Annotated in this window: 21 protein-coding genes; 16 read left to right on the top strand and 5 right to left on the bottom strand. The window is 67.6% G+C overall.

What is annotated here, in order from left to right; all coding sequences use genetic code 11:
* Positions 1 to 12: 12 nt before the first annotated feature.
* Positions 13 to 726: a GntR family transcriptional regulator gene (locus J1902_RS14410; RefSeq protein WP_242702033.1), complete on the bottom strand. Its 714-nt coding sequence runs from the start codon at positions 724 to 726 to the stop codon at positions 13 to 15.
* Positions 727 to 969: 243 nt separating this feature from the next.
* Between J1902_RS14410 and J1902_RS14405 the strand changes: the two genes are divergently transcribed.
* From J1902_RS14405 to J1902_RS19390, 7 genes are all read left to right on the top strand, one after another.
* The gene (locus J1902_RS14405; protein WP_207617005.1) at positions 970 to 2,397 is read left to right on the top strand and encodes an MFS transporter; all 1,428 of its coding nucleotides are present in this window, start codon (positions 970 to 972) and stop codon (positions 2,395 to 2,397) included.
* The gene (locus J1902_RS14400) at positions 2,394 to 3,410 is read left to right on the top strand and encodes an L-idonate 5-dehydrogenase (RefSeq protein ID WP_207617004.1); all 1,017 of its coding nucleotides are present in this window, start codon (positions 2,394 to 2,396) and stop codon (positions 3,408 to 3,410) included. The genes J1902_RS14405 and J1902_RS14400 overlap by 4 nt, the downstream gene beginning before the upstream one ends.
* A gap of 12 nt (positions 3,411 to 3,422) precedes the next feature.
* Entirely contained in the window at positions 3,423 to 4,199 is a 777-nt protein-coding gene (locus J1902_RS14395) for a demethylmenaquinone methyltransferase (protein WP_207617003.1), read from the top strand.
* Positions 4,200 to 4,223: 24 nt separating this feature from the next.
* A complete protein-coding gene (locus J1902_RS14390) occupies positions 4,224 to 5,567 on the top strand; it encodes a geranylgeranyl reductase family protein (RefSeq protein WP_207617002.1) in 1,344 nt (447 codons plus the stop codon).
* A 9-nt stretch (positions 5,568 to 5,576) separates the two neighbouring features.
* On the top strand, positions 5,577 to 6,680 hold the full coding sequence (locus tag J1902_RS14385; protein WP_207617001.1) for a polyprenyl synthetase family protein: 1,104 nt from the start codon (positions 5,577 to 5,579) through the stop codon (positions 6,678 to 6,680).
* A 426-nt stretch (positions 6,681 to 7,106) separates the two neighbouring features.
* On the top strand, positions 7,107 to 7,790 hold the full coding sequence (locus tag J1902_RS14380) for a type IV toxin-antitoxin system AbiEi family antitoxin domain-containing protein (RefSeq protein WP_242702032.1): 684 nt from the start codon (positions 7,107 to 7,109) through the stop codon (positions 7,788 to 7,790).
* Entirely contained in the window at positions 7,718 to 7,945 is a 228-nt protein-coding gene (locus J1902_RS19390) for an endonuclease domain-containing protein (RefSeq protein ID WP_307794458.1), read from the top strand. Before J1902_RS14380 ends, J1902_RS19390 begins: the two co-directional genes overlap by 73 nt.
* A 106-nt stretch (positions 7,946 to 8,051) precedes the next feature.
* On the opposite strand, the gene J1902_RS14375 is transcribed toward J1902_RS19390, so the two are convergent.
* The gene (locus tag J1902_RS14375) at positions 8,052 to 8,474 is read right to left on the bottom strand and encodes a hypothetical protein (protein WP_207617000.1); all 423 of its coding nucleotides are present in this window, start codon (positions 8,472 to 8,474) and stop codon (positions 8,052 to 8,054) included.
* Between the two features lie 13 nt (positions 8,475 to 8,487).
* Positions 8,488 to 9,171 (bottom strand): trimeric intracellular cation channel family protein, encoded by a 684-nt coding sequence (locus J1902_RS14370; protein ID WP_207616999.1) that lies wholly within the window; start codon positions 9,169 to 9,171, stop codon positions 8,488 to 8,490.
* A gap of 64 nt (positions 9,172 to 9,235) precedes the next feature.
* Here J1902_RS14370 and J1902_RS14365 point away from each other — a divergent pair, with 64 nt between their 5' ends.
* The 9 genes from J1902_RS14365 (at position 9,236) to J1902_RS14325 (ending at position 19,422) form a co-directional block, all read left to right on the top strand.
* Complete coding sequence (locus J1902_RS14365) at positions 9,236 to 9,940, top strand: sirohydrochlorin chelatase (protein WP_207616998.1); 705 nt, start codon at positions 9,236 to 9,238, stop codon at positions 9,938 to 9,940.
* A 132-nt stretch (positions 9,941 to 10,072) separates the two neighbouring features.
* Positions 10,073 to 11,818: a nitrite/sulfite reductase gene (locus tag J1902_RS14360; protein ID WP_207616997.1), complete on the top strand. Its 1,746-nt coding sequence runs from the start codon at positions 10,073 to 10,075 to the stop codon at positions 11,816 to 11,818.
* Complete coding sequence (locus J1902_RS14355; protein ID WP_207616996.1) at positions 11,815 to 12,531, top strand: phosphoadenylyl-sulfate reductase; 717 nt, start codon at positions 11,815 to 11,817, stop codon at positions 12,529 to 12,531. Before J1902_RS14360 ends, J1902_RS14355 begins: the two co-directional genes overlap by 4 nt.
* Positions 12,528 to 13,475 carry a sulfate adenylyltransferase subunit CysD gene (gene cysD / locus J1902_RS14350; protein WP_207616995.1) on the top strand — a complete coding sequence of 316 codons (948 nt, stop codon included), beginning with the start codon at positions 12,528 to 12,530 and terminating at the stop codon, positions 13,473 to 13,475. Before J1902_RS14355 ends, cysD begins: the two co-directional genes overlap by 4 nt.
* On the top strand, positions 13,476 to 14,876 hold the full coding sequence (locus tag J1902_RS14345; RefSeq protein ID WP_207616994.1) for a sulfate adenylyltransferase subunit 1: 1,401 nt from the start codon (positions 13,476 to 13,478) through the stop codon (positions 14,874 to 14,876). It abuts the gene before it with no gap.
* A gap of 315 nt (positions 14,877 to 15,191) precedes the next feature.
* Entirely contained in the window at positions 15,192 to 16,346 is a 1,155-nt protein-coding gene (locus J1902_RS14340; protein ID WP_207616993.1) for an ABC transporter substrate-binding protein, read from the top strand.
* Between the two features lie 115 nt (positions 16,347 to 16,461).
* A complete protein-coding gene (locus J1902_RS14335; protein WP_207616992.1) occupies positions 16,462 to 17,205 on the top strand; it encodes an ABC transporter ATP-binding protein in 744 nt (247 codons plus the stop codon).
* Positions 17,195 to 18,124, top strand: coding sequence for an ABC transporter permease (locus J1902_RS14330; RefSeq protein ID WP_207616991.1), 930 nt, complete (start codon positions 17,195 to 17,197; stop codon positions 18,122 to 18,124). The genes J1902_RS14335 and J1902_RS14330 overlap by 11 nt, the downstream gene beginning before the upstream one ends.
* Before the next feature lie 224 nt (positions 18,125 to 18,348).
* Positions 18,349 to 19,422, top strand: a complete 1,074-nt coding sequence (locus J1902_RS14325; RefSeq protein ID WP_207616990.1) for an LLM class flavin-dependent oxidoreductase — start codon at positions 18,349 to 18,351, stop codon at positions 19,420 to 19,422.
* Here the strand turns inward: J1902_RS14325 and J1902_RS14320 are convergent.
* Complete coding sequence (locus J1902_RS14320; RefSeq protein WP_207616989.1) at positions 19,395 to 19,619, bottom strand: winged helix-turn-helix domain-containing protein; 225 nt, start codon at positions 19,617 to 19,619, stop codon at positions 19,395 to 19,397. The genes J1902_RS14325 and J1902_RS14320 overlap by 28 nt on opposite strands.
* Positions 19,620 to 19,636: 17 nt before the next feature.
* Positions 19,637 to 22,354: an aminotransferase class I/II-fold pyridoxal phosphate-dependent enzyme gene (locus tag J1902_RS14315; protein ID WP_207616988.1), complete on the bottom strand. Its 2,718-nt coding sequence runs from the start codon at positions 22,352 to 22,354 to the stop codon at positions 19,637 to 19,639.
* Between the last annotated feature and the right edge of the window lie 8 nt (positions 22,355 to 22,362).

Here is a 22,362-nt window from a genome sequence, read left to right as displayed (position 1 = left end):
TGGGGCCGTGCCTCAGAGCCGCGCCGGGCGGCCGGTGCGGCGTTCCGGCACGGCAGGAGCGGAGAACAGCTCCGGCCGCGATGCGCGCATGGCGATGACATCGTCCAGGACGAAGCGCAGGTGGCTGCGCAGGCAGTCTTCCGCGGCCGTGAGATCGCCGGCCAGGATGGCATCAAGGACGCGGCGGTGGTCGGCGGCGTACTCCGTGATGCCGCGATAGCCGCTGAGCCCCAGATAGCGGGCGCGGTCCAGGTGTCCCTTGGCATTGGAGACAGTGGCCCAGGCGGTTTCGTGGCCGGCGATGGCCAGCAGGGTGCGGTGGAATTCCTCGTCCAGCGGGTAGAACTCTTCGCGGCTGGTGCAGGCGTCCTGCCGGTCCAGCAGCCCGTGGAGCGCGGCTGCCGCGTCCGGGGTGATGTTGCGGGCGCATTCGGCCAGGGATGTCACCTCGATGGCCTCGCGGATGAACTGGGCCTGGGCCACGATGTCGGGGTCCAAGTAGGTCACGTAGGTGCCGCTCTGCGGCCGGATCTCCACAAGCCCCTCCTGCGCGATGAGCAGCAGTGCCTCGCGGATCGGCTGGCGGCTGGTGCCCAGATGGTGCGCGAGCTCGTTTTCGGAGAGGAGCGTGCCCGGTGCGTCCTGGCCGGAAATGATGCGCTCGCGGATCTGCCCGTACGCCATCATGCGGGCGGAGACGCGGGGGGTGTTGTCGGAGGCGGCCATGCTTCCACAGTAGCCGGGCAGCAGGCCCGGGCGCCGCCGGGGAGGCGCCGGGGAGGCGCCGGGCGGCGCCGGGCGGCCCCAACCCCGCACGCCGGGAAATGATCCGCATCACATCTTGACACGCTGGTATGGCAGTGCTTGAATGGCAGTCGTGTACCCATGATGGGGCACTGAAGACGCCTGGCCGCCATGCCTCATCATTGAAGATGTGCAGCTGCCCGGGCCCGTAGAACAGAGGGGTTCATGACGGCAACAATCCAGATCGGCGCCACCCAGCGCTCATCCAAAGACCTAATCAGGACAGCAGTATCCGGCTGGCTCGGAACGGCCATGGAATACATGGACTTCCAGCTCTATTCGCTGGCTGCCGCTATCATCTTCCCCAAGATCTTCTTCCCCAACTTCGACCCCGTAGTCGGCCTGCTGGTTGCGTTTCTCACGTACGGCGTCGGCTTCCTGGCCCGCCCCGTGGGTGCCTGGTTCTTCGGCCGCATGGGTGACCGCGTGGGCCGCAAGAAGGTCCTGGTCGCCACCATCATGATGATGGGCGTGTCCACCATGCTCATCGGCTTCCTGCCCGGCTACGCCCAGATCGGCCTCGCCGCGCCGGTCATCCTGGTGCTCCTCCGCCTCGCACAGGGCTTCGGTGCCGGCGCAGAGCTCTCCGGCGCCTCGGTCATGCTGGCCGAGTACGCCCCGCCCAGGAAGCGCGGCCTGATCGCCTCCTTCGTCTGCCTCGGCACCAACTCAGGCACGCTGCTGGCCTCCGGCCTCTGGGTCCTGTTGACCCTCCTGCCCGAGGAAGCGCTCATGAGCTGGGGCTGGCGCCTGCCGTTCATCGCCAGCATCGGCATCACGCTGTACGCCCTGTGGATGCGCCGCAATCTCAAGGAAAGCCCCGTCTTCGAGGCCACCCGTGAGCAGGACGCCGCAGCTGCCGCCGGCTCCGCCGCGAACTCCACCGCCGCCGTCGGGCAGTCCACCGCACTGAGCACCAAAACCCAGTCCACCAAAACCCAGGCCGCCAAAACACAGCCCGCCAAAACACAGCCCGCCCAGACCAAGCGCAAGGGCAAGGCCTTCTTCCTGGCGATGGCACTGCGGATCGGCGAATCCGGCAACTCGGCCATGATCCAGACCTTCCTCATCGGCTACATCGTCACCGGCCTGAGCATGAACAAGAGCGTGGGCACGTTCGCGCTGCTGATCGGCTCGTTCATCGGCTTCGCCACGGTCCCGCTTGCCGGCTGGCTCTCCGACAAGATCGGCCGCCGCACCATGTACCGCGCCCTGTCCGGCTTCCAGATGCTCTTCGCCGTCCCGGCCCTGCTCATGATGCAGTCCCGCGACCCGTTCCTGGTCTCGCTGGCCCTGATCATCGGCCTCTCCGTCTCCGTGCTGGGCATGTTCTCGGTCCAGTCGGCCTACGTCAACGAGCTCTTCGGCTCCCGCAACCGCTACACCCAACTGGCCCTGGCCAAGGAAATCGGCGGCGTGCTCTCCGGCGGCCTGGCCCCCATCATCGCCGCAGGCCTGCTGGCACTGTTCACCAACTCCTGGTGGCCGGTGGCGGCAATGATGGTCCTCTACTCCGCCATCGCCTTCGTGGCCACCTTCCTCGCCCCCGAAACCAAGGGACGCGACCTGACCCTCGTGGAGGACGCAGTATGAAAGCCGTAGTTGTCCATTCCGCCGGAGACCTCCGTCTCGAGGACCGGCAGGACCCCTCCTGCCCGGCCGGCTCGGTGATCGTGGACGTCGAATACGGCGGAATCTGCGGCTCGGACCTGCACTATGTCAGCCACGGCGCCTCCGGGCTGAGCGTCCTGGCCGACCCCATGGTCCTGGGCCACGAGGTGGCCGGCCGGATCTCCGTGCTTGGCGAGGGCGTGGAGGGCTTCGCAATTGGCGACGCCGTGACCGTCCACCCGGCCGTGTACTGCGGCGAATGCGCCGACTGCCTGGCCGGGCGCACCAATCTGTGCCCCCAGGTCACCTACTACGGCAGCGCCGCGCACCACCCGCACACGGACGGCGCCTTCGCCTCCCGCAAGGCCGTCCCGGCGGGCCAGCTCCGCCGCCTGCCCGACGGCGTCACCACCCGCCAGGCCGCCGTCGCCGAACCCCTCGCGGTGGCGATCCACGCCGTCGGCCGGGCGGGCAGCCTCGCCGGCAAGGACGTGCTGGTCAACGGCGCCGGGCCCATCGGCGCGCTGGTGGTGGCCGCTGCCCGGCGCGCCGGCGCGGCCACCGTCGTCGCGAGCGATCTCTCCGAGACTTCGCTCGCCATCGCCAAGCGCATGGGGGCCGACGACGTCGTGCTGGTGGGTTCGGGCGCAGAGCTTCCCGAGGTGGATGTCGCCTTCGAGGCCTCCGGGGCCGCCCGCGCCCTGGGCGGCGTCCTCGCGGCGGTGCGCCGCGGTGGCACCGTGGTCCAGGTGGGCAATCTTCCCGCCGGGCCGGTGACTACCGAGCTCGCCGCCCTCGTCTTCCGTGAGATTGACTACCGCGGCACGTTCCGCTTCGCGGACGAGATGGACGACGCACTGGAGTGCCTGTCGGACGGGCTGGACGTGGAGCCGCTCCTGACGCACACCTTCGACGCCGGCGACGTTGCGGAGGCCTTTGCAGTGGCCGCGGACCGGGGGACCGGATCATCGAAAGTTCTTCTCAAGTTTGTCTGAGACAATTGCAGGGTGAACCGAGCATCCTTGGAAAAGCGTCCGGACGAAGTTGCGACGATGTTTGACGATGTCGCCCCCAAATACGACGTCGTCAACGACGTTCTGTCGATGGGGCAGACGCGGCGCTGGCGCCGGATCGTCGTCGAGGCCATGGACGTGAAGCGCGGCCAGCGGGTCTTGGACCTGGCTGCCGGCACCGGCAGCTCGAGCGAGCCCTACGCCGATGCCGGCGTGGACGTGGTGGCCTGCGACTTCTCCCTAGGCATGCTCAAGGTGGGCAAGCGCCGCCGCCCGGACATCAACTTCATCGCCGGCGACGCCACCAACTTGCCGTTCGCGGACAACTCCTTCGACGCCACCACCATCTCCTTCGGGTTGCGCAACGTCAATCAGCCCCACAAGGCGTTGGAAGAGATGCTGCGTGTCACCAAGCCGGGCGGCCGCCTAGTCATCGCCGAGTTCTCGGCCCCCGTGGTGCCCCTGTGGCGCACCATGTACACCGAATACCTGATGCGCGCACTGCCTGCCATCGCCACCAAGGTCTCCTCCAACCCGGACGCCTACGTGTACCTTGCCGAATCCATCCGGGCCTGGCCGGACCAGGACCACCTGGCCGCCTGGCTGCAGGAAGCCGGCTGGACCGATGTCACCTACCGCAACCTGACCGGCGGGATCGTGGCCGTACACCGGGCCCGGAAGCCTGCCGCGGAGCACGCGGAGAGCGTTCCGGTGGCCAAGCTGCGCCGCCAGATCAAGCCCCGCCGCCAGGCCAACACAGAGTCCCGCTGAGCCGGCTTAGCTGACTAGGACGACGTGAACGTACTGATCGTCGGCGCGGGCCCCGCCGGGTCCACCGCCGCGTACTACCTTGCCCAGGCCGGAATCTCCGTGACCGTGCTGGAGAAGACAAGCTTCCCCCGCGAGAAGGTCTGCGGCGACGGCCTCACCCCCCGCGCGGTCCGCGAAATCCAGAAGCTCGGGCTGCCGCATGCCGAGGAAGCGGGCTGGCGCCGCAACAAGGGCCTGCGCCTGATTGCCGGCGGCCGCACCATCGAACTGCCCTGGCCCGAGGTCGCAGACTTCCCCACGTACGGGCTCATCCGCACGCGCCTTGGCTTCGACGAGGAACTGGCGCGGCACGCCCAGGCCGCCGGCGCCGTCGTGCTCGAACGGCACTCCGTCACCGAAGCCCTGCGCAACGACGCCGGGCGCGTGATCGGCGCCCGCGCCGCCCTGCTTGACGGATCCGGACGCAAGACGGGCGAAACGCGTGACTTCCTTGCCGACGTCGTACTCGCCGCGGACGGAAACTCCACCCGCACCGCTGTCTCGCTGGGCATGCATAAGCGCGACGACCGCCCGCTCGGCGTCGCCGTGCGCACCTACTTCACCTCGCCGCGCCACGAGGACGACTGGATGGAAGGTTGGCTGGAACTGCCCGGCAAGTCCGGCAAGCCGCTGCCCGGCTACGGCTGGGTGTTCGGCGTGGGCGACGGCACCTCCAATGTGGGCCTGGGGATCCTGAACTCTTCCAAGGAATTCGGCAAGCTCGACTACAAGCAGGTCCTGCGCGAATGGACCGCCGGCATGCCCGCCGACTGGGGCTTCACGCCCGAGAACCAGGTGGGCGAGATCCGCGGCGCCGCGCTACCCATGGGCTTCAACCGCACCCCGCACTACTCGCCCGGAATGCTCCTGCTCGGCGACGCCGGCGGCATGGTGTCCCCCTTCAACGGCGAGGGCATCTCCTACGCCATGGAGTCCGCCCGCTTCGCGGCCGAGTTCATCATCGACTGTGTTTCGCGTTCCGCGTCCGCCGGGTGGACCGCCGACGACGCCGACGCGCACCTTTCGCGGTACGCCGACTACGTGCGGGACCAATGGGGTTCGCACTTCACGCTCGGCCGGATGTTTGCCGCGCTGATCGGCAAGCCCGCTGTCATGAAGCTCGCGCTGCGCACGGGCATGCCGATTCCTTTGCTCATGCGCTTTGTGGTGCGGATGCTCGCCAACCTCACGGACGCCTCCGCGAAGGGCTTCGAGGACCGTGTGATCCGGGTCCTGGAGATGCTGGTCCCGGCCACCTCCAACACCACGTCTCCTGCCGCTTCCACGCGCGCCGGCACCGAATCAGCGGTTTCCGCTGCGAAAAGTTAGGGTTAACCCGTGACACACTCTGCCGAACACAGCTGGACGCACGCCGGGCACGGCCTGCCGGACTCTGCCGAGCCTGCCCCCAACACCACCGCGATCGCCACGGGCCTCCAGCTGCCCGCCGGTTTTGCCGCCATCGCCGGCGACGCCGAACTCGGCCCGGCCATCACCACCAACCTTGCCCGCGTGGAGAAGAAGCTCCGCGAAGCCATCTCCAACTCGGACCCGCTGGCTGACGCAACGTCGCGTCACCTGGTGGAAGCCGGCGGCAAGCGCATCCGTCCCCTGCTCACTCTGCTGTGCGCACACCTCGGTGACGCCTCCCGCCCCGAGGTGGTCCAGGCCGCCGTCGTGGTGGAACTGACGCACCTCGCAACGCTGTACCACGACGACGTCATGGACTCCGCACCCTTCCGCCGCGGCGCCCCCACGGCCCACGAGGTCTGGGGCAACTCGGTGGCGATCCTCACCGGCGACCTGATCTTTGCCCGTGCCTCGATCCTGGTGTCCGAGCTCGGCTCCCGCGCCCTGGGCATCCAGGCCCGCACCTTTGAGCGGCTGTGCCTGGGCCAGCTGCACGAGACCGTGGGCCCGCGCGAGGACGAGGACGCCGTGGAGCACTACCTGTCCGTCATCGCGGACAAGACCGGTTCCCTGGTTGCCGCGTCCGGGCAGCTCGGCGCAATCTTCGCCGGCGCCGACGAAGCCTTCGAGGACGTGCTGGTGGAGTACGGCGAGAAGGTGGGCGTTGCCTTCCAGCTGGCCGACGACGTCATCGATGTCACGGGCGTCAAGGTCAAGTCAGGCAAGTCCCCGGGCACGGATCTGCGCGAAGGCGTGCCCACCCTGCCGGTCCTGCTGCTCCGGCGCGACGCCGCGGCGGGCGACCAGTCCTCCGTCGAGCTCCTCAAGCTGGTGGACGGAGATCTGTCCTCCGATGAGGCCCTGGCCGCCGCCGTGGCCGGGCTGCGCGAGCACCCCGTCACCGCCGAGTCCTGGGTGATTGCCCGCCGGTGGTCCGCCGAGGCCATTGCCGCGCTGCAGCCGCTGCCCGAAGGAGTGGTCAAGGCCTCCCTGACCAACTTCGCGCACGCCGTGGTGGAGCGCGCCAGCTAGGTTCTTTCGTATGGTGCAGGCGTCCGGTCCTTCGTGGGCCGGGCGCCTGTATCTGTTGGGCGAAGATTTGTTGGCGGCTGCACGCCGGGGTGCCATCAACGGGAGTGGCCCCGGCTCTCTGCGGCGTTACGAGTCATACGCTGCAAGGAACCGGGACCACAGTCTCCGTTCGCATCGGATCTACCGGAGGCATCTAGTAGATCCATGAACAGCATATGACAGGCTTGTCACAAGTGCAACGGGTGCGGTCAATCAGATTTGCAGCTTGCAGCGTGCCGTCCCGGGGCACATTGGCGGCCCACATCCCCTCCTGCGCCTGACTTGGCGGCGTGTCCGCGGCAAAGTGCCCCGGTTTGGACGGCACCGTTGTCCACATGTGCCAGGTGCGGCCTGTTGGAAGGCTGCCTTCAACTGGGTTGATGGGATATGGACATCTCATCATTCATGGCCGGGCGCGGTGGCGTGGCCAGGCGCAGCACCCTTCTGGCCGCCGGGATCACCAAAGCAGACATCGCATCAGCCTTGAATGCCGGCAAGGTCCTCAGGCTGCGCCGCGGCATCTACGCCGTGCCCGAGGGCTCAAAGGACATACGGCGCGCCCAGAGCTGCAATGCCTTGTTGACGTGCCTCTCGGCGGCGCCCCACTACGGGCTGTGGACCCTGAACCCCGCGGCCAGCCTGCACCTTAGCGCCGGGCACAAGACGGTCCCGGATGATTCCACCAGGCACGGTCCTTGCCGCCACCCCCGTCATCCTTCGTTGCCTGTGGCAGGGCTTGCTGACGTATTGATTCACGCGCTGCATTGCCTGCCGGAGCTCGAGGCCCTGGTTATGGTCCAGTCTGCTGTGGCCCGCGGCAGCATCAACCAGGGATTTCTGGCGAGCAAGCTGCAAGGCAACCGTAACGCCAGAGCCAAGGAAGTCATCAACCTCTCATTCCGCGTGCCGACTCGCTCATGGAGGTACTGGCGAACACGCATTTCCGCCGCGCAGGCCTGTCCCTGCGACGGTATGTTGAACTGGAAGGCGTTGGAGAGGTGGATTTCCTTGTGGAAGACGCCGTGGTGGTGGAAACCGATGGCGAAACGCACTTGGAACCCCGGCAGGTGAAGAAGGACCGGAAGCGGAACAACCGCAGCATCGCAGGAGGTTACTTGGTATTGAGGTACGGATACCAGGATGTGGTCCACAACCCGGAGCAGATGGTGGCGGAAGTGCTCGCCGTGCTCGAGTTGCGGCGAAATGGAGCCTTCGATGCAAGGTGACAGCCGCCGTCGTGGGCTACATTGCCGCCTCGGCGGCCGCGGAACTGCAGAATCAGCGGCGTGTCCGTGTCAAAGTGCCCCAGGACGGCGCGGCTGGCGCAAAAAACTAGTCCTCCTCGTTGAACGCCCACTCGAACATGTCGAAGACGAACTCAGAGAAGGTGCCCTCTTCGCTCTTCCACTGGCCACGGGTGTTGTTGCGGCGCCACACGATGGGGTCGGGTATGCCGAGATCGGCGGTGCGGAAGCCCCAGGTGAACTGCTCTTCCTCGTCCTCCAGGAACATCAGGAAGCCTTCGTCATCGACTTCGAGTTCCTCGGGGTCCCAGAAGTAGTGGTAGGCCTCCATGAGGTCTTCGCAGCCGCCGATGGCGAGGTAGAACTCGCGCAGTACCAGCGGGACGGTGAACTTGTGCGCGGCCAGTGCGGAGTCGATTTCCTCCGGGGTGAGGCCGTCTTCCTGCTGCCATTCATCCTCAAGATATTTCGGGACCAGCGCACGGAACTTCTCGAGGAACATGTCAGTCATGCTCCCATCCTAGCTAATCGCGGCCGCGTGATTCCCCGCCCGCAGCCCCGCCCGAAGCCGCCCCGAGACGGTGCCAGCCGCGCACCGCCAGCGGCACATGCCAGCCGCGGCGCCAGGCCGTCACCCGGAAGGTGAAAACCACCGCAGCCACGAGTCCCGCGGTCAGTCCGCTGAACAAGCCCAGCTGCCACAGCAGGGCGGTCAGCGCGGAGCCGGTGAACGCCGGCAGCGCATAGATGTCCCGCGCATCAAACAGCTCAGGGACCTCGTTGGCCGTGATGTCGCGCAGCAGCCCGCCGCCCACCGCCGTCGTGACTCCGAGGAGGATTGCCGCCACCGGATTCATCCCGGCGGTCAGGGCCTTCAGTGTCCCTGTGATGCAGAACAGCGCAAGCCCGCCGGCGTCGAACAAGGTCAGCAGCGAGGTGTAGCGCTGGACGCTCGAAAACAGGAAGTAGACCAGCACCGCAGCCAGCAAGGGAGGGAGCAGATAGACCGGGTTGGTGAAAGCCGCGGGCGGGCCGGTGTTGATGACGATGTCGCGGATGACGCCGCCGCCCAGGGAGACGATCGAGGCCAGCAGGATGGAGCCTAAGATGTCGAACTGCTTCCGCGCTGCGAGCAGGGATCCGGAGACCGCGAAGAAGAACACTCCGGCCAGGTCCAGCCAGACCAACACAGTGTCAAAAGAAAACAAGGGGATCCGTTACTTTCTGCCGGCGGCTCTCCATCGGTGTGGGCTCAACGTTACGCTAGCTCCCATGAACAGCCCCGTCTTGATCGCCTGTGCCCACGGAACCCGGAACACCGAAGGCCAGGCCGCCATCCGCCAGGTCCTCGCCGACATCCAGGCATTGCGCCCCGGCCTGCAGGTCCTGGAGGCCTACGTGGACGTGCAGGAGCCCGAGCTCTCGGCCGTGGTGGCAGGACTCCCGGAGGGCACCCCCGCCGTCGTGGTTCCGCTGCTGCTGGGCACCGGCTTCCACGTCAAGGTGGACGTCCCCAAGGCCATCAAGGCCCGCCCCGAGGTGACTGCGGCACCGCCGCTCGGCCCGGACCCGCGACTCGCGGAACTGCTGGCCGCGCAGCTGCGCGCCGCAGGGCTCACGGACGACGACGGCGTGCTGCTCGCCGCCGCCGGTTCCTCCTTGCCGGACGGCTCCGTGGACTCCGAGGAACAGGCCCGCCAGTTGGCAGAACTGCTCCCCAACAAGGTGCGCGTCGCCTATGGTGCCAGTGCAGAACCGAACGTGCCCGACGGCGTCGCGGCCCTGCGTGCCGAACTCGCCGACGACGGGGGAGCCGGGCGCGTCCTGGTGTCCTCGTACCTGCTGGCCACCGGCTATTTCCACGACCAGCTGTTCAAAGCCGGCGCCGACATTGTGACGGCCCCGCTGCTGCCTTCCACGGTGCTGGCGGAGATCGCGCTGGAGCGCTACGACGCCGTGGTGGGCGCGGCGTCCTGAGCCTTCCGGGGAAATGCATAGCAGGGCACTCCGGACAAGGGCCCTGGCGTGTTCGTGACGAAATATTTCCCTAGGTGACTCAGCGTTTCCGCTCCTTTGCCGGGGAATTCTGGCCGGTCCTACAGTCGATACATGACAGATACAGCTGTAGCCGGACCGTCCACAGACGCCGCAGTCCCCGCGCGCCCGGCCCGCACCGCCCGCCCTGCCGCGAAACCCCACGGCCAGTGGAAGGTTGACGGCACCGCGCCGCTCAACGGCAACGAAACCTGGAAGCAGGAAGACAACGGGCTGAACGTCCGGGAGCGCATCGAGTCTGTCTACTCAAAGCACGGCTTCGACTCGATCGACGGCACGGACCTGCACGGCCGCTTCCGCTGGTGGGGCCTCTACACCCAGCGCAAGCCCGGGATCGACGGCGGCAAGACCGCAACGCTTGAGCCGCACGAGCTCGAGGACAAGTACTTCATGCTGCGCGTTCGCATCGACGGCGGTGCCCTGAGCACCGAGCAGCTGCGTGTCATCGGCCAGATCTCCGTGGACTTCGCCCGCGGCAGCGCCGACCTCACGGACCGCCAGAACATCCAGCTGCACTGGATCCGTGTCGAGGATGTGCCCGAAATCTGGCGCCGCCTCGAAGCCATCGACCTCTCCACCACCGAGGCCTGCGGCGACGTCCCCCGCGTCATCCTCGGCTCCCCGGTGGCCGGCATCGCCAAGGACGAGATCATCGACCCCACGCCGCTCATCCACGAGCTGGCCGAGCGGTTCATCGGTGACCCGGAGCTGGCCAACCTGCCGCGCAAGTACAAGACCGCCATCACCGGCCACCCGTCCCAGGACGTGGTCCACGAGATCAACGACTTCGCCCTGGTGGGCGTGGTGCACCCCGAGCTCGGCGCCGGCTATGACCTCTGGGTCGGTGGCGGACTCTCCACCAACCCGCGCCTCGCGGAGCGCCTGGGCGTCTTCGTCTCCGCCGACGTCGCAGCCGAAGTGTGGCTCGGGGTCACCAGCATATTCCGCGACTACGGCTACCGCCGCATGCGCACCAAGGCCCGCCTGAAGTTCCTCATGAACGACTGGGGCCCCGCCAAGTTCCGCCAGATCCTGGAAGACGAATACCTCGGCTTCAAGCTCCCGGACGGCCCGGCCGCACCGAAGCCCACGGCTCCCGGCGACCACATCGGCATCCACGAGCAGAAGGACGGCAAGTTCTTCATCGGCGTGACCCCCACGGTGGGCCGCGTTTCCGGTGAGGCCCTGGTCAAGCTGGCCGACACCCTCGAGGCCCATGGCTCCTACCGCCTGCGCACCACCCCGCACCAGAAGCTCGTCATCCTGGACGTGGCCAAGGAGCAGGTGGAGCCGCTGGTGGCCGAGCTGGACACGCTGGGACTGTCCGCCCGCCCCTCGGTCTTCCGCCGGGGAACCATCGCCTGCACCGGCATCGAGTTCTGCAAACTGGCCATCGTGGAAACCAAGGTCACGGCCGCCACAGCCATCGCCGAGCTGGAGAAGCGCCTGGCCGACCTCGTCGAGACCAAGCAGCTGCCGCAGGCCCTGTCCCTGCACATCAACGGCTGCCCTAACTCCTGCGCCCGCATCCAGACGGCGGACATCGGCCTCAAGGGCATGATGCTGCCAACGCCCGACGGCGACCCCACCCCCGGTTTCCAGGTCCACCTGGGCGGCGGGCTGGCCAACGTCGAGCGTGAGGAAGCCGGCCTGGGACGCACCGTCCGCGGCCTCAAGGTCACGGTGGAAGACCTGCCCGACTACGTGGAGCGTGTTGTCCGCAAGTTCGTCGCCGTTGGCGCCGAGGGCCAGACCTTCGCCGAGTGGGCCCTCGCAGCAGATGAGGGGGACCTGCAATGACTCCCGTTGCGGTTAAGCGTTCCCACGAGGAACTGAAGGCCCTGGCCGAGGCCGGCGCCGCCGAGCTCGGCTGGGACGCGCCTGCCCGCGATGTCATCGCCTGGGTGGCCCGGAACTTCGAGCTCCCGGCCGTCACGGTGGCCTGCTCCATGGCCGACGCCGTCCTTCCGGCCCTCGTCGCGGACCAGCTTCCCGGCGTCGACGTCCTGTTCCTGGAAACCGGGTACCACTTCAAGGAAACGTACGAGACCCGTGACGAGGTCGCGGCAAGCCTGCGCGTGAACATCGTGGACGTCCTTCCGGAACATACGGTGGAACAGCAGGACCGGCTCCTGGGCAAGGACCTTTTTGCCCGGGACGCCGCCCAGTGCTGCGCGCTGCGCAAGGTGGCGCCGCTGCGCCGCACCCTGGCCGGCTACGAACTCTGGTTCACCGGTGTCCGCCGCGACGAAGCCCCCACCCGCACCAACACGCCCCTGGTCACCTGGGACGAGGCCAACGGCCTGGTCAAGGTGAACCCGCTGGCCGCCTGGTCCTTCGACCAGCTGGTCCAGTACTCCGAGGACAACATCCTCCCCGTCAACCCGCTGCTGGCACAGGGCTACCCGTCCATCGGCTGCCAGCCGTGCACCAAGAAGGTGGCACCCGGTGCCGACCCCCGTTCCGGCCGCTGGGCCGGCTCGGACAAGACAGAATGCGGACTACACACATGAGCACTTACACAACCGAGGAGCCCACCCTGGTGACTGACGCTGCTGTTTCGACGCGCCTCTCCAGCCTGGACACCCTGGAGTCCGAGGCCATCCACATCATCCGCGAGGTGGTGGCCGAGTTCGAGAAGCCCGCACTGCTGTTCTCCGGCGGCAAGGACTCCGTGGTCATGCTGCACCTGGCCACCAAGGCCTTCTGGCCGGGCAAGGTACCGTTCCCCGTGCTGCACGTAGACACCGGGCACAACTTCCCGGAGGTCATCGACTTCCGCGACCGCACTGTGGAGCGCCTCGGCCTCAAGCTCGTGGTGGGCTCCGTCCAGGAGTTCATCGACCGCGGCGAACTCGCCGAGCGAGCCGACGGCACCCGCAACCCGCTGCAGACCGTCCCGCTGCTGGACGCGATCCAGCGCAACAAGTTCGACGCCGTCTTCGGCGGCGGCCGCCGCGACGAGGACAAGGCACGCGCCAAGGAGCGCATCCTGAGCCTGCGTGACGAGTTCGGCCAGTGGGATCCGCGCAACCAGCGCCCCGAGCTGTGGAACCTGTACAACGGCCGGCACACCGTGGGCCAGCACGTCCGCGCGTTCCCCATCAGCAACTGGACTGAGCTGGACATCTGGCGCTACATCGAGCGCGAGAACATCGAGCTGCCCGGCCTGTACTACGCCCACGACCGCGAGGTCTTTGCCCGCGACGGCATGTGGCGCGCAGTCGGCGAAGTCTCCCAGCCCCTGCCGCACGAGGAAGTCATCACAAAGACGGTCCGCTACCGCACGGTGGGCGACATGTCCTGCACCGGCGCCGTCGAATCGGCCGCAGCCGACGTCTCCGCTGTTGTTCTCGAAGTCGCAGCTTCCACCATCACCGAACGTGGCGCCACCCGTGCAGATGACCGCATCTCCGAGGCAGCCATGGAAGACCGCAAGAAGGACGGCTACTTCTAAATGAGCACCGAAACTTCCCTCCTCGGAACCGGGCTTTCTTCCGCCTCCCTGTTCCGCTTCGCCACCGCCGGCTCGGTCGACGACGGCAAGTCCACCCTCGTGGGCCGCCTGCTGCACGACTCCAAGGCGATCCTCGCCGACCAGCTCGACGCCGTTGCCCGCACCTCCGCCGACCGCGGCTTTGGCGGCGAGAAGGGCGGGATCGACCTCGCCCTCCTGACCGACGGCCTGCGTGCCGAGCGCGAGCAGGGCATCACCATCGACGTCGCGTACCGCTACTTCGCCACGGACCGCCGCAGCTTCATCCTGGCGGACTGCCCCGGGCACGTGCAGTACACCAAGAACACGGTGACCGGCGCGTCCACCGCGGACGCCGTCGTCGTACTCATCGACGCCCGCAAGGGTGTCCTGGAGCAGACCCGCCGGCACCTGTCCGTGCTGCAGCTGCTGCGCGTGGCGCACGTGATCGTGGCCGTGAACAAGATCGACCTGGTCGAGTTCAGCGAGTCCGTGTTCCGCGACATCGAGGCCGACGTGCAGAAGGTCGCCCGTGAGCTCGGCCTCGGTTCCGACGGCGTCGCGGACCTGCTGGTGATCCCCGTGTCGGCGCTCGACGGCGACAACGTGGTGGACCGCTCGGACCGCACCCCTTGGTACACCGGCCCGGCCCTGCTCGAGGTCCTCGAAACCCTTCCGGCCGCCGACGAGCTCGAGGCCGAGCTGGAAAGCTTCCGCTTCCCGGTCCAGCTGGTCATCCGCCCGCAGGGCGCGCTGGCACCGGACGCCGTGGCCGCAGGGCTCGACGTCGAGGCGTACCGCGACTACCGTGCGTACGCCGGCCAGATCACGGAAGGCTCGGTCAAGCTTGGCGACCAGGTTACCGTGCTGAGCCCGGGCCACGAGCCGCGCACCACTACGGTGACGGGCATCGACTTCGCGGGCCGCGAGCTTGAGGAAGCCGCAGCCCCGCAGTCCGTGGCGATCCGCCTGGCCGAGGAAATCGACATCGCCCGGGGCGACACCATCGCAGCCGCAGGGACCGTCCGCGAAAGCACGGCCGACCTGTACGCGGCGCTGTGCTGGCTCTCGCCCAAGCCGCTGCGCGAAGGCGCCAAGGTGCTCGTCAAGCACGGCACCCGCACCGTGCAGGCCCTGGTCCGCAACGTCACGGGCAAGCTGGACCTCGCCACGTTCAACCTCGAGGCCGCCTCCAGCCTGGAGCTCAACGACATCGGGCACGCCCAGCTGCGCCTTGCTGCCCCGTTGCCGCTGGAGAACTACCTGCACCACCGCCGCACGGGCGCGTTCCTGGTGATCGACCCGATCGACGGCAACACGCTGGCCGCCGGCCTGGTCAAGGACCACCCGGGCGACCACGAGGACGAGCGCTACGTCATCTGAGGCTATTTCCGCCACAGAACCGCGGCTTGTTCGCGATTCCGCGCCTTCAACGGCCGGAATTGCGAACAAGCCGCGGTTTTTTGCATGGTGGGCGCCCGGCGGGACATCGCCGCGTGGCCTCCCCATGACACAAAGCGAAATATGACGTTGCGTGAACGTGCGTGACCCCGGGTTTCCGCCCTATTGAAGCGCAAATATGACAGTCCCTACTGTGAGTTCATGACCTCTTCGGACTGGTCCTTCCTTGCCCTGCCGGGGCGATGTCACAGGGCCTGAATTTCAGCCCCACGACTCGCAAAGCTTAAGGACCCCATCATGGCAAGCACCCCAGAGAATCCCAAGACCGGAACCCCGGCCGGCACCACGCGCATCGTCGCCGGTGAAACGGCCAAGCCCAGGGGCCGCCGCACGCTCGAGATCGGCCTCGCCGTCGGCCTCGTGCTCCTGATCGGCGCCGGAGCGGCCATTGCCTCCGCGGTCTCCCGCAACAACGAAAGCCAGCCGGCCGCCGCACCTTCCGCCGCCGCTGAGCTCAAGCTCGGCTACTTCGGCAACGTGACCCACGCGCCGGCCCTGGTGGGCGTCAGCAAGGGGATCATCGCCAAGAACCTCGGCGACACCAAGCTGAGCACCCAGGTCTTCAACGCCGGCCCCGCGGCCATCGAGGCACTCAACGCCGGCGCCATCGATGCCACCTACATCGGCCCCAACCCGGCCATCAACTCCTTCGTCAAGAGCCAGGGCGAATCGGTCAGCATCATCGCCGGCGCCGCATCGGGCGGAGCCCAGCTGGTGGTCAAGCCGCAGATCGCCACCCCGGCGGACCTCAAGGGCAAGGTTCTTGCCTCCCCGCAGCTGGGCGGCACCCAGGACGTGGCACTCCGCGCCTGGCTCGGCCACCAGGGGTTCAAGACCAGCACCGATGGCAGCGGCGACGTCAACATCAACCCCACCGAAAACGCCCAGTCGCTGAAGCTCTTCCAGGACGGAAAGCTCGACGGCGCGTGGCTGCCGGAGCCCTGGGCCTCCCGCCTGGTGCTCGACGCCGGGGCGAAGGTCCTGGTGGACGAGAAGGAGCTGTGGGAGAAGGGTGAATTCACCACCACCATCCTGATCGTCAACAAGAAGTTCGCGGCGGAACACCCGGAGACCGTCAAGGCCCTCCTCAAGGGCCACGCGGAGTCCGTCAACTGGCTGAACTCCGCCCCGGCTGCCGAGAAGGCCAGCGAAATCAACGCAGCCCTCAAGGACACCGCAGGCAAGCCCCTCGCGGCCAACATCATCGAGCGTTCCCTGCAGAACATCACCTTCACCATCGATCCCCTGGCCGGAACGTACAAGAAGCTGCTGCAGGACGGCGTGGACGCAGGAACCACCAAGCAGGCAGACATCGGCGGCATCTTCGACCTCCGGGCCCTCAACGAGGTCTCCGGCAAGAAGACCTCCGCGGCCGGGCTCGGCCAGGACTAAGCACCAACAGGCTGGTCCGTCCCCCGCGGGATGGGCCGGCCTTTGGCCGCCACCGGAAACACCCGGCGGCGCACAGGCAACATCAGCTCTACCGATCAACACGAAGGACGGGACCATGCCAGTCGTACTGGAACACTTGGGTAAACGCTTCGGCGACGGCGCCCCGGTGCTGGACGACGTCAACGCCAGCATCGCTAAGGGCGAGTTCGTCGCGCTCCTCGGCGCCTCCGGCTGCGGCAAGTCCACCCTGCTGAACATCATCGCCGGACTGGACCAGCCGACGTCGGGCGCTCTGGAGGTGCCCAGCGATGGCGCCGCGTTCATGTTCCAGGACTCGGCCCTGTTCCCGTGGCTGACGGCCCGGGGCAACATCGAACTGGCGCTGCAGCTCGCGGAGAAGAACAGCGGCAAGGCCGGCAGCAAGGCCGCCCGCAGCGCCCGCGCCACGGAACTGCTGGAGCTCGTCCACCTGGGCGGGGCCGGGGACAAGCGCCCGCACGAACTCTCCGGCGGCATGCGACAGCGCGTGGCCCTGGCCCGTTCCCTCGCCCAGGACCGGCAGCTGCTCCTCATGGACGAGCCCTTCGCCGCCCTGGACGCCATCACCCGCGACCTCCTGCACGACGAACTGGAACGGATCTGGAAGGAAACCGACCGGACCATCGTGTTCGTGACCCACAACGTGCGCGAAGCCGTGCGCCTCGGCCAGCGCGTGCTGCTGCTCTCCTCCCGGCCCGGCCGTGTGGTGGCCGAATGGGACGTCACCGAGGAACACCGCACCGACGCCGGCCGCGCGGGGGAACTCACCGCGACCATCACACGCCGCCTGCGCCAGGAGATTCGCCGCCATGCCAACTGAACAGGACGTCCGCCCCGTGACCGAACCCATCGAGCACATCACCTCGCCCGTCCTCAAAGGCAACCCCGAGGAACTCCGCGACCTCGAGGCAGGCCTGGACAACCTCCAGTCGGACACCCAGCGCAAAGCCGGCATCGACTGGAAACGCGTGCTGCTGCCCGTTGCCGCCCTCGTGGTGCTGATCCTCGCCTGGCAGTTCTATGTCTCCCTTGGCCTCAAGCGCCGCGACCTGGTTCCGGGCCCCTTTGATGTGTTTGCCCAGATGGTCACCCTGTGGGGCGAAGGCAAGGTGCAGGAATCCGTGTGGACCTCGCTGCAGCGCGGACTCATCGGCTTCCTCATCAGCGTGGTGATCGCCACCCCCGTGGGGCTGCTGCTGGCCCAGGTGGCGCCGCTTCGCCGTGCCTTCGGGCCGCTGATTTCCGGGCTGCAGGTGCTGCCGTCCGTGGCCTGGGTTCCTGCCGCCATCATCTGGTTCGGGCTGACGGACGCCACCGTGTACTTCGTGGTGTTCATGGGCGCCATCCCGTCCATCATCAACGGACTCATCTCCGGCGTGGACCAGATCCCGCCGCAGTACCGCAGCGTGGGCAAGGTGCTCGGCGCCAGCCGCCTGCAGATGGCCCTGCAGATCGTCCTTCCCGCCGCACTGCCCGGCTACCTCGGCGGCCTCAAGCAGGGCTGGGCCTTCTCCTGGCGTTCCCTCATGGCTGCCGAGATCATCGCGACCGGCGGCACCATCGGCTTCGGCCTCGGCTCGCTCCTTGACCAGGGCCGGCTCCTGGCGGACATGTCCGTGGTCATGTCCGCGATCCTGCTGATCCTGGCCGTGGGCATCCTCGTGGAGCTGCTCGTCTTTGGGCCCATCGAGAAGCGGCTCCTGCAGCGCCGAGGCCTGCTGGCCGGCAGCACCCGCTAGATGCACCCAAAGTAAGGCCAGAGCCGACGGCGACCTTCCGCCGTCGGGCTCTGGCTTTTCCGCACGCGCCAAACGGGGGCACTTTGACGCGGACACGCCGGTGAGCCAGCCGGAATGCTCCAAGTAGGCCGTCAAAGGGCCCCACGACGGCGGTGTGCCCAGCATCATGGCCCGGCCGCGTCCGGAAGCGGAATTCCCGGACGCCCCGCGCTGTTGTGCCGGACATGACTCAGACCCACAAGAAACGGATCGGATTCCTCTCCTTCGGGCACTGGGCGCGGGTCCAGGGCTCGCGGGTGCAGTCGGCCCGCGAGGCGCTGCTGCAGGGCATTGACCTCGCCGTCGCGGCCGAGGAGCTGGGGATCGACGGCGCGTTCTTCCGGGTGCACCACTTCGCCCGGCAGCAGTCGGCACCGTTCCCGCTGCTCGCCGCCATCGCGGCGCGGACCAGCCGGATCGAAATGGGCACCGGCGTGATCGACATGCGCTACGAGAACCCCCTCTACATGGCCGAGGAAGCCGCGGCCACGGACCTCATCAGCGGCGGCAGGCTGCAGCTGGGCATCAGCCGCGGTTCACCCGAGCCCGCCCTCGACGGCGCCTCCACGTTCGGCTACGCGCCGTCCGAGGGCGAGAACCCCGGGGACATGGCCCGCCGGCACACCGAGGTGTTCCGGCGCGCGATCGCAGGGCACGGCGTGGCGCAGGCGGACCCTTCCTTTGCGGGTGGCGGCACCGGGCTGCTGCCCATCCAGCCCACCTCGCCGGGGCTTTCCGAGCGGATCTGGTGGGGCGCGGCGACACGGGCCACAGCCGTGTGGGCTGCCGAGCAGGGCATGAACCTGATGAGTTCCACGCTGCTGATCGAAGACACCGGCGTTCCGTTCGACCAGCTCCAGGCCGAGCAGATCAGCATGTACCGCGAGGCCTGGGCGGCGGCGGGGCACGGCTTCCAGCCGCGCGTCTCCGTCAGCCGCAGCGTGATCCCGATCGTGGACGACGAGGACCGGCACTACTTCGGGCTGCGGGCGCAGGCGGACAGCCGCGACCAGGTGGGCATGCTCGAGGGCGCCCTGTCCCGCTTCGGGAAGAGCTACATCGGCGAACCGGATACCCTGGCCGAGGAACTGGCCCAAGACGCAGCCGTCCAGGCCGCCGACACCCTGATGCTCACCGTGCCCAACCAGCTCGGCGTCGACTACAACGCCAAGCTGCTGGGCAATGTCGCCAAGCACATCGCACCGGCCATTGGTTGGCAGGACACCCGCCGTCAGGAAGGCAGCCGGACCAGCGCGTAGAAAGGCGTGGACCTCGCCCTCATGTCCGGCGGAACATCCGAGCGGATGACCGAGGCGGACTCCAGCGCGGCCAGATGGTACTGCGTGGTTGCCCGTGGAACCCCGACGGCGGCACTGATGTCCGCGGTCCTGCGGGCGCCGTTCGCTTCCAGATAGGCGACGATCCGTTCACGCAGGGGGTGGTGTCTCAGCGGCATTTCCAGAGTCTGCGTCGTCATTGGGCGGCGGTTTCTGGTTGCTCGGTGAATACCCTGTAGCCGCGCTCGTGGTCGAAGCCATGGATCTCGCGGGTGTCCAGGGCCGCCATGAATTCCAGGGTCTGGTTCGTGATGACCTGGCCCGGGACGAGGATGGGGAACCCCGGCGGGTACGGCGTGACAAACCCGGCGGAGACGACCTCGGCGCCGCCCAGGACCTTTTCGGTGAGCTCCCTGGCTGAAAGGTAGGCAGTGGCCCCGGCCTTGTAGCTTTCGAAATAGGCGGCCCGGATGTCCCCGTCCTGGCTCGAGGCGTCGCGCCGGAAACGGGCGGCAAAGCTGCTGAAGTCCGGAAGCGGCGGCGTGGTTCCCGCGGCCAGGCCCGGGGACAGCTTTCCTTGGTGGCGGGGAGAGCGGTTGGGGTCCTCGAAGGACTCGGCCAGTTTGACGAGGACTTCGATGAGGTAGGCAACGGCGCTGCGGGAGGTGCCGATGTTGGTCATGAACAGCACGGTGTTCCGGGATGTCTTGTTGATCTGGATTCCGTGGTCGTCCGCGAGGTAGCTGTGCCTGAACGTGTCGCCGTCGATTCCTGTCCGGCTGATGTCGAGCGTCAGCCGGCTGGGGTCCACCACGAACTCATCACGCCGCCACGCGTCCTCCAGTTCGGCCAAGCCGTCGCGCAGGGGCATGGGGCTGCTGGTCTCCCGGTAGGGGGCGTCGATGAGATCCCGTGAGGTCAGGACACGGAAGTACTTCTTCAGGAGTGTGTGCCGGGCGACGGCCTGGGCGACGCTGACTGCCAGGTCGGCCTGTTTCTGGACCAGGCCGAAGCCTTCGAGTTCGACCTGCCGCCGGCCGATGTCCAGGGAGGCGAGGATCTGGTAGTTCGGCGAGGTCGAGGTGTGGGTCATGTAGGCCTCGCGGAAGGCTTCCTGGTTCAGGTCCCTGAAGTCCTGGTCGAAGACATGGATCATGGATCCTTGACGCAGCGACGTGAGCGTCTTGTGCGTGGACTGGGTGGCATAGACCCGCAGCCGGGCTTTCGCCGGGTCCGGGATGAGCCGGGTCCGCAGCCAGAGTTCATCATCTGCGGGTTCGCCCGTTTCCGGATCATGAAGCGCTGCCGCCTGCCGCGCATGGCGGGCCGCATAGGCCGGGTCGCTGAATGATGCGTCGAGTTTTCCCGCGGCAGCCATGCCGGTCCTGCGGCGGTAGACGGGGTGCGAACGGGCAAAGGCGAACCAGGCTTCGTCCCAGAGGAACACCAGGTCCGGTTTGATGGCCAGGCATTCCTCCATGACTCGCTCCACGTCGTAGACGATCCCGTCGAAGGTGCAGTTGGTCAGCGTGACCATCTTGACCTCGTCCAGGCGCCCGGCCTTCCGGTAGTCGAGCAGCCGTTGTTTGATGCTCGCCAGCGGCACCGCGCCGTAGAAGGCGTACTGGTCCAGAGGGTAGGCGTCCAGGTAGGACACCTGTGCCCCCGCGAGGACGAACGCGTAGTGGTGCGATTTGTGGCAGTTCCGGTCCACGAGGACGACGTCGCCGGGGGCAAGGATCGACTGGTGGACGATCTTGTTGGCCGTGGAGGTTCCGTTGGTGACGAAGTACGTCCGCTGTGCCCCGAACGCCCGCGCGGCCAGGTCCTGGGCCCGTTTGATGGATCCATGCGGGTCCAGCAGCGAGTCCAGCCCGCCGGAGGTTGCGGAGGTCTCGGCCAGGAGCAGGTTCAACCCATAGAAGTCGGCCATGTCACGGATCCAAGGGGAACTGCCTACCGAGCCGCCGCGGGAGATCGGCAAGGCATGGAAGACGCTGGCCGGCCGCCGGCTGTAGTCCTGCAACGCGGTGAAGAACGGGGTTTCATACCGCTCCGCGATTCCCGAGAGCAGCGACAAATGCAGGTCAAGGTGGTCCTGACGGCGGAAGATCCGCCTGAACCGTTTCGTCAAAGACCCGGCCAGGTCTTCGATGGACACCCCGGCCACCAGATAGACGTCAAGTTCGGGGCGGAGCCCGGAGATTTCTTCGGCGAGGGCAAGGATCCTGCCGAGCGGGCGCATCGCCTGTAGGCCGCCGCCGACATGCCCGGCGAGGAACCTGCGCAGATCCCGGCCCAGCGGCTGCTTGCTGTTGACCGCAAACCCCGGCCGGAGAATGCATGCCTGGATGTCAGGGTTCAGCAGCACGGCCACGAGCGCGTCCTCATAGCTGGGGACCACCGTGACCTCGTAGATGAAGGCATCGGAGGGCCGGCGCTGGGCGGACATATCCGCCTTCAGGGCTTCCGCCTCCTGCCCGGTGAGGTCATCGACCACCAGGACCTCGAACCTGGGCCGCTCTGCAGGCTCGAGCCCTTCCGGGATGTCCTCGTCCGGGGACTCACGGACTGGCCGGGTTCCTGTGCGCTGCTCCGATCCGGTGCCGGCTGCCGGCACCACATGTGTCATGCGTGCCATCAGGTCCAGGCCGAGCTGGTAGTCACCGGCGTCCACATGACCGCGCAGCTGCGCCAAGGCCTCCAGCCCAGGTGCCGCCCAGTACAGTTCAACGGCCTGCAGCAAGCCGAAGGCGCGGCCCACCTGGGCCTGGAGACCGGAGTCGGATGATCCGCCGTGGCGTCCCATGGCCAGTTGCTTCAGCGCGTATCCGAGGAACTCCCAGGCATCGGCACGGGAGCGCCAGGCACGGCTGGGCGTGCCGATTTCAGGGCAGGAAGATTCGTTGTTCATGTTGATTC

The organism is Arthrobacter cavernae (assembly GCF_017368795.1).
Taxonomy (GTDB): domain Bacteria; phylum Actinomycetota; class Actinomycetes; order Actinomycetales; family Micrococcaceae; genus Arthrobacter; species Arthrobacter cavernae.
Note: the sequence above shows the minus strand (reverse complement) of the source record. Positions and strands in the feature narration are given on the sequence as shown.

What these genes read in the sequence shown, in the direction of transcription:
- J1902_RS14375 (WP_207617000.1), bottom strand. Translation starts at nt 8,474, where the DNA reads ATGACTGACATGTTCCTCGAGAAGTTCCGTGCGCTGGTCCCGAAATAT.
- J1902_RS14340 (WP_207616993.1), top strand. Translation starts at nt 15,192, where the DNA reads ATGGCAAGCACCCCAGAGAATCCCAAGACCGGAACCCCGGCCGGCACC.
- J1902_RS14335 (WP_207616992.1), top strand. Translation starts at nt 16,462, where the DNA reads ATGCCAGTCGTACTGGAACACTTGGGTAAACGCTTCGGCGACGGCGCC.
- J1902_RS14330 (WP_207616991.1), top strand. Translation starts at nt 17,195, where the DNA reads ATGCCAACTGAACAGGACGTCCGCCCCGTGACCGAACCCATCGAGCAC.
- J1902_RS14365 (WP_207616998.1), top strand. Translation starts at nt 9,236, where the DNA reads ATGAACAGCCCCGTCTTGATCGCCTGTGCCCACGGAACCCGGAACACC.
- J1902_RS14320 (WP_207616989.1), bottom strand. Translation starts at nt 19,619, where the DNA reads ATGCCGCTGAGACACCACCCCCTGCGTGAACGGATCGTCGCCTATCTG.
- J1902_RS14345 (WP_207616994.1), top strand. Translation starts at nt 13,476, where the DNA reads ATGAGCACCGAAACTTCCCTCCTCGGAACCGGGCTTTCTTCCGCCTCC.
- J1902_RS14410 (WP_242702033.1), bottom strand. Translation starts at nt 726, where the DNA reads ATGGCCGCCTCCGACAACACCCCCCGCGTCTCCGCCCGCATGATGGCG.
- cysD (WP_207616995.1), top strand. Translation starts at nt 12,528, where the DNA reads ATGAGCACTTACACAACCGAGGAGCCCACCCTGGTGACTGACGCTGCT.
- J1902_RS14380 (WP_242702032.1), top strand. Translation starts at nt 7,107, where the DNA reads ATGGACATCTCATCATTCATGGCCGGGCGCGGTGGCGTGGCCAGGCGC.
- J1902_RS14400 (WP_207617004.1), top strand. Translation starts at nt 2,394, where the DNA reads ATGAAAGCCGTAGTTGTCCATTCCGCCGGAGACCTCCGTCTCGAGGAC.
- J1902_RS14405 (WP_207617005.1), top strand. Translation starts at nt 970, where the DNA reads ATGACGGCAACAATCCAGATCGGCGCCACCCAGCGCTCATCCAAAGAC.
- J1902_RS14360 (WP_207616997.1), top strand. Translation starts at nt 10,073, where the DNA reads ATGACAGATACAGCTGTAGCCGGACCGTCCACAGACGCCGCAGTCCCC.
- J1902_RS14315 (WP_207616988.1), bottom strand. Translation starts at nt 22,354, where the DNA reads ATGAACAACGAATCTTCCTGCCCTGAAATCGGCACGCCCAGCCGTGCC.
- J1902_RS14325 (WP_207616990.1), top strand. Translation starts at nt 18,349, where the DNA reads ATGACTCAGACCCACAAGAAACGGATCGGATTCCTCTCCTTCGGGCAC.
- J1902_RS14355 (WP_207616996.1), top strand. Translation starts at nt 11,815, where the DNA reads ATGACTCCCGTTGCGGTTAAGCGTTCCCACGAGGAACTGAAGGCCCTG.